At 35.4% G+C, this 11,584-nt stretch carries 7 protein-coding genes; all 7 read right to left on the bottom strand.

What is annotated here, in order from left to right:
• Positions 1–15 precede the first annotated feature (15 nt).
• Complete coding sequence (locus tag AACQ49_RS10875; protein WP_088207107.1) at positions 16–3,081, bottom strand: chondroitinase family polysaccharide lyase; 3,066 nt, start codon at positions 3,079–3,081, stop codon at positions 16–18.
• A 12-nt stretch (positions 3,082–3,093) separates the two neighbouring features.
• A complete protein-coding gene (locus AACQ49_RS10870; protein ID WP_135091723.1) occupies positions 3,094–5,259 on the bottom strand; it encodes an autotransporter family protein in 2,166 nt (721 codons plus the stop codon).
• 37 nt (positions 5,260–5,296) lie between these two features.
• The gene (locus AACQ49_RS10865) at positions 5,297–6,181 is read right to left on the bottom strand and encodes an OmpG porin family protein (RefSeq protein WP_004244192.1); all 885 of its coding nucleotides are present in this window, start codon (positions 6,179–6,181) and stop codon (positions 5,297–5,299) included.
• A gap of 144 nt (positions 6,182–6,325) precedes the next feature.
• The gene (locus tag AACQ49_RS10860; protein ID WP_004244191.1) at positions 6,326–7,885 is read right to left on the bottom strand and encodes a sulfatase-like hydrolase/transferase; all 1,560 of its coding nucleotides are present in this window, start codon (positions 7,883–7,885) and stop codon (positions 6,326–6,328) included.
• Positions 7,886–8,216: 331 nt separating this feature from the next.
• Positions 8,217–8,705 (bottom strand): GNAT family N-acetyltransferase, encoded by a 489-nt coding sequence (locus tag AACQ49_RS10855; RefSeq protein WP_155289995.1) that lies wholly within the window; start codon positions 8,703–8,705, stop codon positions 8,217–8,219.
• A gap of 209 nt (positions 8,706–8,914) precedes the next feature.
• Positions 8,915–9,670 carry a trimeric autotransporter adhesin AipA gene (gene aipA / locus AACQ49_RS10850; protein ID WP_161779043.1) on the bottom strand — a complete coding sequence of 252 codons (756 nt, stop codon included), beginning with the start codon at positions 9,668–9,670 and terminating at the stop codon, positions 8,915–8,917.
• A gap of 203 nt (positions 9,671–9,873) precedes the next feature.
• The gene (locus tag AACQ49_RS10845; RefSeq protein WP_004244186.1) at positions 9,874–10,698 is read right to left on the bottom strand and encodes a MurR/RpiR family transcriptional regulator; all 825 of its coding nucleotides are present in this window, start codon (positions 10,696–10,698) and stop codon (positions 9,874–9,876) included.
• Positions 10,699–11,584 lie beyond the last annotated feature (886 nt).

The raw sequence follows: 11,584 nt of genomic DNA, 5'->3' as shown, positions 1-11,584 counted from the left end.
CCTTTAAAGGTTTAATCAAGAGAGAGGAGAGAGTTTAATTTCTTGTGGAATGCCAAAGTAACTGGTGAAAATAAGTTCGGTATTATCCCCAGAAACGTTATATTTTACCTCACTGTCTTGAGCTGTGGGTTGCCATTTCCCTTTCACTGTCACATTAATGGTGACGGGGGTTGCCGCTTTTTGGCGAGTCATATTTAAATCAGGTGTTACAGCACTCACCGTCAGTATATTTCCTTCCTGATGTGTCATAACGATGGACGGCTTATCGACTTTTTTGATCCATTTATCGTCAATGACTGCTGGTTGATAAAATGCATAACCTGTTATTTGACTGAGTTTATCGTAAATAATATGTACATCGTTATCTTTACGAATAACTTGGTATAACCCATTGTTAGCACGGAATTTCTCGGCTAATTGCGCCATTTTTTCCGGTGTTGCATCTAAGAAAACCATGTACTCATAACTATGATCTTTGGGTTGAATACCGTGGTCGATCCATGCGGAGCTAAAATTTCCTTGCGTGGGTTGACGATTTTTATTTTCAGCCGAAGTCTGGTGTTGGCGGCTGACATTCACTTTTTCTGCTTGAGTAATTAAATAACCGTTACCATTACTATCGATTATCCAATCTCCTTGTTTTAGCGTAGTTTGATAAGGAAAACCTTCTATTTTTTGGCCATTAATCCAAATAGTGTTTAACTCAGGCGTAATAGCATGTTGGAATAACGTTGTTTCCACAGGGTGATCTTTATCGCTGCTATTAATATTGCTACCGACAAAAATTAAATGGTTATCCGCCGCTAAGACGGTTTTTTTAGCGGTAAAGTTAGCATCAAAACGCGCAAGATTAGCGGGATAAAGAAGATCAAACGCCATCATGCCATATTTTCCTTCAAGGGCTGATGTGCCGCTAAATCCTCGCTCACCTCGTTGCATCAAGGTGTGTGGGTTAGGGCTATCAAGTTCTTTAAGCGGAAGATGAATGGTTGTGGCGCCAGGCATTCTATTCCAATCCCAGCCTTCTTGCTGATAGCCTTGTGAAAGTTGAGATCCATTGCGAACGATTTGAGCAACACCATGACTTTGATAACGGCCATAACGGTTATCTTTATTGTAAATTTCAGATGACCATACATTGGTATTATAGGCTTTTAATGTCACCATTTTGTCTTGCCAACGGTGAATACCAAAGGCACCACCGTTAAAGGCATAGAACCCTTGAGGAAGGGACGCTGGCGTTATCTCTTCACCAAAAATAGTGGGAGATTCATTTCGCGATTTACCACTAATTGCTAAATAAATAGATGCTAACTGTTTATCTGGCGCTGGTTGGGCAGACATCGCGAGCCAATAGTAACCTTGTGCTATAGATTGTAGGGAAGGTGAGTTAAAGGGGTGTCTTCCCGCTAAAGGTAAGCCAACTTCAGGATTACTATAGATCCATGCTGAAATCATTGCCTTTTTTAGGTTATTCCAGCCACTTTCACCTACAGCAAAAGGTGTTTCTCGTAATAAATAAATCAGCTGTGAGGCATTTTTAAATGCTGGGAAAGAGTAGCCGGGATAATTACCTTCATGTCGCCATGCCGTACCATCAGGACGCAAACCGTCTTTACTCCCCGGTGGTACTTGAGTTAAGGCACCAGTGATATAATGACTAAAAGAATTGACTAAGTTAATACGTTTTTGATCATCGGGTTCAAGTAATAATAGCGCTAAATGTTGACGAGATAAGGTATTAAAATAGTCTAAATCAGAGCTATTTGCGCCAACTTTCATATCAAAACTACTTTTAAATTCTCGTGAATACCAAAGTAGAGAATCATAGACATCTGTCTGTAGATTAGCTTCTTTTAGTGCATCAGCCATTAATAATGTAGAGATATACCACCAACGTGAACTATATCCCCAGTGGTGAGTGGTTACTAGGGCACTACCTTTGACAAATCCTTGATCTAATAGATGCTTGGTCATCAAGAGGTACATCTGTTTTAGCTGTTCTTTTTGTGTTGGATCTTTTTCGAGCACATAAGCACGGCTAATATTAAACATTAATGTGGTGTAGTTACCAAGAATGACGTAATTATCAAAAAGTTGCTTGTCTTGAGAATTAAGCTGTTCTGGCTGATAGATGATAGTTTGTTTATCGGTGATAAGATGTCGACCTTGCATTCCTCCATCCGAAAGAGGGCGAATATTCAGTGCCTCAAAATCCGTTTTTAGCTTGCTGATATTCTCTTCTAAAGCAAGATTCGTCTCTTTTTCACCACCAACAAATTCATTGATAAGACGTTGGCGAATAAGATCTATCGCAGCTAAATTTTCTGGTGTTACAGGTAATTGAGGTTGTACAGTGTGAAATTCAATTTCCGGCTCTGATAATCGTGTTTTTATTTGATAATCAGACCATTGGTAACGGGCGTCATCAATAGAAAACATAATACGGTCGATATAGATTTCACCCTGATTGATATTAGAAGGGGCTTTAAAACGAATGCTGTCGACATTTGCACCTAAAGAGCGACCAATACTATCTTGAGTACCATCGGATGATGTATTTGTTGCATTTAAAGTCATCTCACGATTTTCAAGATCGTTATTTAAAGAGATACCAATAGCACGCCAGCCAGTGAAATTTAGTTTTACTTTAAAGCCAGCTTGGGCTTCGCTGGTGGCATTGAGCTTTTCCCCTAAATCAACAGTGAGATAACCATCAATAGGTTTTTCGTTGTAAAGCCAAAATGATAAAACAGGTGTAGAAGCGCGTCCCCATGCTTTAGAGGCTTCTTTATCTGTGGGAACTATAAGCTTTTTATGTAAAGTAAAACTACTGCCACCTTTCCATTGCCATAAAAGGGATTGGTTTCCCATAATGCTACGTTTATCAGATAAAGTTAGTGTTGAATTTTTATCTGATGAAAAATCAGCTAATGGATCACTTTGTGCAAAATGATAGATTTCTGATTGCATAAGATGATTGGGATCAAATGCAGGATTGCTGGTGGCAGCAATAACATGATAGGGGGTTGATAATAACCCCAATGTCATTGCAAGCGCAGTAAAACGAAATATCGGCATTATATTTTCTCCTTAGAAACGCTGGCTAACAGTAAAGCCGATACGCCCTTCATTGAATTTGTCATAACGCTGATATCCCATTGTTGTACCTAAATTTAACGATTGGGTAATATCAAGGTTTGCACCTAATTCAGCACTAATGATGTCACCACCAACGGTATTTCCTTTAATATCGAAGGTGCTTCCTCCAGTATTAAAATAGGTAAGGCTGTGGCGTTGATTAATATCGTTATTACCTGCAATATCTTTGATATAACGAAGGTTAAGAGAAGGGGTTAATTTGCCATAAGAGGTTTGGTAGTCATTCCATAAAGCAACAGAGCCACCTAATTGATTAACTGCGTAGCGTTGGCCATAAGTACGCATAGATAATGTAGAGCCTGTTTCTTCCCAAGAATCAATATTGAGCCATTGATATTGGTAAGTTAGCATCGGTTTAATATGGATAAAATCAAAATCCAAATAGGTGCCAGCGTTAATCTGATAGCCTAATTGCACACCAGAGTAGTCACCTTTTGCTTTGGTATTTCCTTGCCATCCCGTATTACCACCGATATCCCTCTCACTATCGACAGTGTAATAACCAATATTTAAATTACCGTTTAAGAATAATGTATCACTATACCAACCGGCATAAGGCATAAATTCAAAATGGCTAATTTCTTTGCTTGCATTACGTTGTTTAGCATCGGCTTTAGCGTAGTTATATGCTAAAGAAACGCCAATTAGCGCATCTTGATTTATTTCATAATCAGTACCGATTTGAATACCAGTGCGATAAGTATTGTAGCCGTTAATTCCACCTTGTTGACTTTGCGTACCATAACCGTACAGAATATTTGCCCAGCTATTCCAACCTATTTCTCTTTCTTCAATGGGGAGCTGATTATCATAGCGTAAGTAGCGATGAGCAATATTGTTGCGCATATCTTCAACCATGATTAATCCTGCTTGAATATCACTACCGTCAGCAATGGGCGCCAGATCATTTGATAGTGCAGCAATATTATTATCATTATTACCAGCGGCGACTAATAAACTTAATGCTTCATCTGAAATCTGGCTACGTGTATTATTAAATTCATTTAATACTGTTGGAATAATAAATTTAGCTGCTGCTAATCCATTCTCTGTGACATTGCCACGTTCAGCAGCGCTAATAAAATTATCCCCCCCTTCGTAGCTAATACCATAACGCGCAATTAATTGATTACCACTGACACCACCGCTAATATTTGGTGGTGTCGTTTCTAACCATGAATCTGTTTTTTCTAATAAAGGTGAAATATCTGGCGCTATGGCATTTGCATCAGTCACTGTAATGCCCGCTTCATCTTTAATTGCCGAGTCTGAAGCAATTAATACAATATCTTTATTAATGATGTTATCAACACTGGTGCCTTTAAAATCAAGTTTTGCTTGGCTACCTTTTTTAAAGGTGACATCGCCGGTAACATGTAAGATAGTTTCATCAGTATTGGTATTATCATCAAGGCGGAAAATAAGCTGGCTATTTTCCTTATTCATGAAGTTACCTTCCCATTGAATGGTTTTATCTTTACCTTGGATAGTTAAATTGCCATGGTTTTCAATTAAAGGAACACCGGTAATTTTATAGCCGTCAAATAATGCATTTTGTGCTCCTCCCTGATAAGCAAAATTGATTTTGGTATCCACATGATTATTCCCTAAAATATCACCGTGGATCTCGCCATTAACATCACTTCTAAAGCCTGTTTTTAAAGTGCTAAAATCAATCGCTGCGGTTTTTCCTCTGATAATAGCACCATCTCGGATATAAACACCTGTTCCTCGTTTAGGAAAGTTACCTTCAACTAATATTGCTGTACCATTTTCACTAGTAACGTTAGCGCCATTTAAATTAATATTACTACTAAAAGTAGCTCCCTGATTTATTTTAATTGCATTTGCTCCATTACCAGTAACAGTAATATTTTTTGTAATTGCTTGAGCTTTATATTCTGTTGATGAGCCATTAAATACTACACCGTCACCTTGTGATACATTAACATCTTTATTTATTTGCGCTGTATCGCCATTATTAATGTTTACGGTTTCACAAATGTTTAAAGTACTATCGCAATCAGACGCTACGGCTGAGCCATATATAGCTGAAAGGACAGCAGCACTTAAAAATAACAAATTTTTATTTTTCATGAGATATAACCTTATGACTATTATATGGTTTTAATTATTAGAAAGTTGCTCTTACTGATACTTTAAAATAATCTTGAGTTGACTTGCTGCCGTTATTTTTATTCTCAACACGCTCATTATAATATTCTGTCATAACACGCCATTGAGGAGATATTTGGTAAGCCATTTGTAAGGTATAACGAGTCATATCTTTATCGATATATTCACCTTTATTTGTTCTGTCTTCTATTTTTCCAAAAATAGACTTACGCATTGAGGGAGAAATAATAACACCGATAGGTGTCGTCCAGTTTACATACATACGTAATTGCTGGTTGTGATTTGTTTCTTTTGTATCATACTCTTCATGTCTTATTGCTTGTTTTCCACCATCAAAATAAGCCACTGTTGTATTGAGATTCGGGGTGATAAAGTAGCGAATACCGGGTTCAATTTCCCAACCTAAATAATCCGTATTAGTGACGCCATTACTTCGTTTGTCCTCTTTTTTTTGTAATCCAAACAAAACACTACCGGTTAAAACCCAGTCTTTATTAATAGGAAATTGATAATTTGTTTTTGATTCATAAAAGTCGATAGTTAAACGGCTACCATTATCATAGTTAGTTAAATCTTGACGTATTTTTAATCCTGGTTGTATCCAACCATTATTTAATTTAAAACGATAACTACCTTGTAAATCATAACGCTGATAACGATTTTTATTGTCATGTTCACGCTGACGAAAACCGACGTCAAAATACCAGTTCGATTTGTCTGGATTAATATTAAAATCAACACGATAACCAGAATAGTTATTCGATGTATCATAATCAGCAGATTCCCACGAGAACATCGCATTAACTGTTGCTGCGTGAGAATGAAAAGAAGTTAAAGCTAAGCCAAAAAGAGGTAAGAAAAGCACAATACGAAGTTTGTTCATGGTCTATATCCAATTCTTTATTCGCTTTTATTTATATCTATTTTTAGATGTAGGACGTCTTCCTTTTATTTTATTAAAAGGATTTTTATATTAGCGAATTAGGTTTATATATAGCGCCATAAGGTTATGGCGCAGATGTTTTTATTATTTTTCTTCACATATTGATATTTTTTTATTTAATTTATTCGTTGTCGCTGTAATAAACTCAGTCGCTCTCCAAGAATCTCCTGTTTTTTCTAACCAAGGGGTTAATTCTTCTTTAATTAATTTATCAATTAAAGGCATATTATCTTTGGCAATATTTTTCATTTGATATGGATCGTTCACATTGTCATATAAAGTATATTTTAATGGTTGCCCATCTTGCCTATCTATCACCAAAGTATGAGTTTTTGTTCTTACACCTCGTTTACCGAATGAAGGTTCACCATAAGGAATAAAAAGATAAAGCTGAGAGTTTGCTGTGTCGCCTTTGCCTGTGATGACTCTATCTGCAAGATCTGTGCCTTCTACTGAATCAGGGATCCATTCTGATAAACCAAGTAACCCTAAAATAGTTGGGTAAATATCAGGTGCTGACATTAATGCATCATCAAAACCTGGTTTGATTTTACCCGGTAAGCGAAACATCATAGGGACACGCATCGATTCTTCATACGGATTATTTTTTGTTGCTTGTCCATTTGATCCTAAGCAACTGCCATGATCAGAGAAGAAAACGACGAGAGTATTATCTGCAAGGCCCTGTTTTTCTAATTCATCGACAATGCGACCAAATTGCTCATCAACACCGTTGACCATTGCCATATATTCTTTGAAATATTGAGGCCCATAACCTTCTTGATATTCACTGTCCCACTGTACATTAGGGCGTGTATTTAACTCTTTTGATGTCTTACCTTGATAAGCATCGAGGTATTTTTTCGGTACTTGATCATAAGGAGAGTGAGGTGGGTTCATTGAAACCACTAATGCAAATGGTTTTGAATTATCTCTAAATTGATTATTTTCATTTTTGAGGAACTTGATTGCCATATCGGCTTCATGTTCAGGCCCCCATTGATCGATATAAATCGGTTTATCACGAGGTGTATCGTTTGCCCAATACATCGGTTTCAAGTGTAAGTCATAAGTACCATAAGAATACCAAAAATCAAAACCATGACGCCTATCTGGAGCAGCCCATTCATTCCAATAACGACCTTCCATTGGATTATTGTAACTTTCAATAAAAGGCTCATAGGGAGCATCAAGGTGCCATTTGCCAATATACCCAGTGCTATAATCTAAGGATTTAAGTACGTCAGACCAGCATTTTGCGTAAGGAGACAAGTCAATACCTACTTTTCCACCGTAATCATGGGCATTACCTGTGATACCATTACGCACAGGGTACTGACCTGTCATAAACATGCCTCGAAAAGGGGAGCATAGAGGGTAATTTGATGCCATTTGTGTCATTACTTTGGCTTGTTTGGCAAATTTATTAAGATTTGGTGTAATCGATGGATCTTCCCCCATAAACTGTAGAGCATGGGCTCGCATTTCATCAGGAAAAACAATTAATAAGTTAGGTGCATTTTCTGGTCGAGTGCGTTTGCTTGCTGTAAAGTCACCTGAAGTAGCAAGAGCAGGTGTAGAAACAGAGATTGCTGCCCCACTGGCGGCAAGACCTTTGATAAAAGTTCTACGGGAAACAGTCATTGCTTCCTCCTATTTTACGTTTGCTTTCGAATTGGTGGTATTTATCTTATTTATACTTTTATGTAAGATCAAAAAGTAAGTTAACGAAAGATCTAGAATTGAAGGAGAGATCACAGAATGGTGTCAAATTGTAAGCAATTTGATAGAGAAAAGTCGGGTTCAAATATTGTTAATAATTATGAGTTAATTTATAAAATATTAGTAACCTATTGATTTTTAATTGGTTTTATATATAAATTGATTTTTGTTATAAATAATACTCATTATCACTGTTCGATATCGTAACTCATTGAAGAATACATATGCGTACTTTTTCTTTCATTTGTTTTCATTATCCACTAATTACCCACCATGCTTTTCCTTGAAATTGAAAATTTTCAACAATATTCATACCTAATTTTTGATGTGCTTTTAGCGAGCGGATGTTTTCACTATTAATAAATGCAATCGGGCGACCACCTTGTAACGCACCAATATATTGGTAAAGCTCGGTTAATAGCGATTTTCCGCGGTATGATTTATCAATACATACAGGACCGTAAAACCAATTATGGTATGTAAGGCTAGGAAAACGTCGGTTAATTTCTTGAGCAATAGGTGGAAGAGAAAAAGAACTGACCGGAAAGCTGAAAACAACTGCTATAATCTGTTCTTGGTCAGTTGCGACTATGGCATTGGTACTACTTTGGTACATAGCTTCAACTTTATCGTGTGGATAATCACCATATAATCCACCTTGCTGTGACTGTGAGTTTTCTTGTAGTAATGAAGTCACTGCTTTGATATCAGCGAGGGTCATTTTTCGTAATGGATAACTCATGTTGTGTCTCTTTCAGTTATGGAGAATTATGTCATTATAGGAAAAATGTCACTATCACAAAAGGGAATAAAAACAGAAGATAAGCTTATCTTTTTAATAAGTGTTATGCATTTATTTTATTTAGAAAAATATTGTTAAGCAGCAATAAGGATACTACTGCTTAAATAATAAAAAACTTTCTTATTAAGAGGTGAGGTTAATTAATAAGATCACCAGCCATAAGCTAATCCGCCGCCAAAAATAAGCTCTTGTTCACTATTAATTGATGAGTTAAATCGAAATGCTATATCATTATTTGGCTGATATTGGATACCTCCAGCAAGTGCTATGCCAGTACGATAATTACTAATACCGAGGCCACCACTAAAAGTATGATGAGTAAGATAAGGAATATTGCTCATGGCAATTGAGGAAGCAATACCTGCATAGACTTTTTTTTCTAATGAAATAACTTTTTTATCCAGTGCTTCAATTGCATCGGTAATTGATGCTTGGCGTCTTCGATAATAATCATCAAACTCATGGATGGTTTTTTTGATGGTGTTTAAGTTATTATTAGTTTGATTTCTAAAAACATTTATTTGGCTATCAGTTAACCTTTTATTTTTACTAAGTAGTGCTTTTGTTTGTGCCAGATTGACTGCATCAGTATTATTTTTACCTTCACTGACATTGGTGAGTCGTGCTGTTTGTTTCTCTTCATTATTGCCAAATGAAACCGTATTTTCCTCATTGGCTAATGCACCATAACCAATAGCAACCGCACGAGTATTGGTGGCTTGGCTATTGATACCTATAGCTGTGGCACCGCTACCGGATGCTTGACTATTGTCACCGAGTGAAAAACGGGCAAGATTATCATGGTTGGGAGTTAGTGAATTATCTATATTTGATGTTGGTAAGGTATTAGCGTAAGAGAGAGTAGGGAATAAAAAAGACACTAAAAATATTTTTTTTAATAGCATGTTATTCGTCCTGTAATGGATAACAGAGTTGCCAATAAATGCTAAATGATTCTTTTTCTCATCACAATCTAGAATAAATGAAATCACTCTTAAAATTAATTTTGTTTAATATAGCATGCTATTTAATTTATTTTTATTAATTATTATTTATTCTATTTTTAATAAAACCGCACCTTATATAAGATGCAGTTTTAAATAATATGTTAATGGCTCTTTTTTCTAAAAGCGAATGCAACTGAAAGTGCTTGTAGTAAACATAATGTTGAGGTTTGAGAACGAAACATTTTTATTTGTGCTTCTTTTACAGTTAAACAAACATCACTTAGACTTGCTAATGGGCTTATGGGGCTATCTGTTACAATAATTTGTTTAGCCTCTTTATAAGCTGCAATCTCACACATTTTTTGCATTTCTTCTGAATAAGGGTGGAAATGGATGCCAAACAGCACATCTCTATGTGTAATATTCCTAAGTTGTTCTTTATACATTCCCCCTAGGCAATTAACAAAGACGGTTTCACAAGGGATATGAGAAAGCGCGTGAAAAAAATAGCTCGCAGCACTAAAAGAATGGTGAAAACCACCTATATAGATAGTTTCTGCATACTCAAGTAGTTGTATAGTTTTATTTAACATATCCTTATGGGTTTGATGAGCTAACTGTTGCAAAGCGTGGCTATTGGCTTGTGCAAACTCTTGCAGAATATAATCTGGCTCATTTAAGTTTGGTGGTTCCTTTTTGTATTGCTGCTTATAGGTTAATTTTTCATTGTCCATTTCACCCATTAAATGACGTTGAAATAAAAGTTTCATTTCATTAAATCCTTTGAAATGAAATGCATTGGCAAAACGGATTAATGTTGATGGAGGAACATTTGCTTTATCTGCAAGGATCGCGATTGTATCAAATGCTACACTGTTTTTATTATCCAAAAGATAATGTGCAACCTGCTGTAGCCTTTTACTTAATCCATTATAGCGGGAGCGAACTTGTTCCTGTAGTTCATTCAGATTTGTTGCAGTAGACATAGTGCCCTCAATAAAAATACGGCTACAATTGTAGTGTTTTTTCAAGTCAAATTGAATGTTTTTAGTTAATAACTATTAAAATGAAATCATGAGTTAATTTTAATTAAATAAATAACCTAAAGGTAATTATTCAATGTTAAAATCTCTATTCGTGTTAAAAGTAAGATGGTTTATTATCATAATGTGAAACTATTTTTTTGAGTTTAACTTTGGGTGAAATAATTATTTCAAGTCTAAAGTAAAACCCATTATATTATTTTAAGTCTTATGGTGGGCTATTTTTTATTTGTGATTGTGTTTTTTAATTCATTTTAAATTTAATTTATTGCCATATTTTAAGTTGTTTTGTTGGTGTTTATTACTAATTTAAAATAGATTAGTGTTTTTGTGCGCAATGGCTAATATTTATAATAGGTTACTTGCCTTATTAGATAATAATAGTAATTTATTGCTATCTTTATTTTAAATTATTTTGAAGGCTTAGATTGTTGTATGGATAGTGAGGATGTTTGGTTTTATTTCTTGATGTGTTATTTTCATGAACACTATTCTGAACTTATTTCAGTTATTTTTATTATTAGCTTTATTGGAATTATTTGGGGTATTATTCATGAAATGCGCTGGCTATCTGTTTTTTTTACACTACCGCTGTTAATTTTTGTGGTTGGACTCATTTTTTCTAATTCTTGAGTTTAGGCGATGTTAAGTAAATCATATATAGCTTTGTAAATTTTTTCGATATTAAAATTAACTGACTCGCCTATTTATTCTCACTTCATTCGCTACTTTTCTTTTATCGTAACAATATTAATACAGTAACAATATTAAGTTAATTTTTTGTTACACCTTCGACTTTACTGTTACATAAATCGCCTATATACTGTTT

The organism is Proteus sp. G2675 (assembly GCF_963886535.1).
Classification (GTDB): Bacteria; Pseudomonadota; Gammaproteobacteria; order Enterobacterales; family Enterobacteriaceae; genus Proteus; species Proteus mirabilis.
This window is presented reverse-complemented; position numbering and strand designations above follow the sequence as displayed.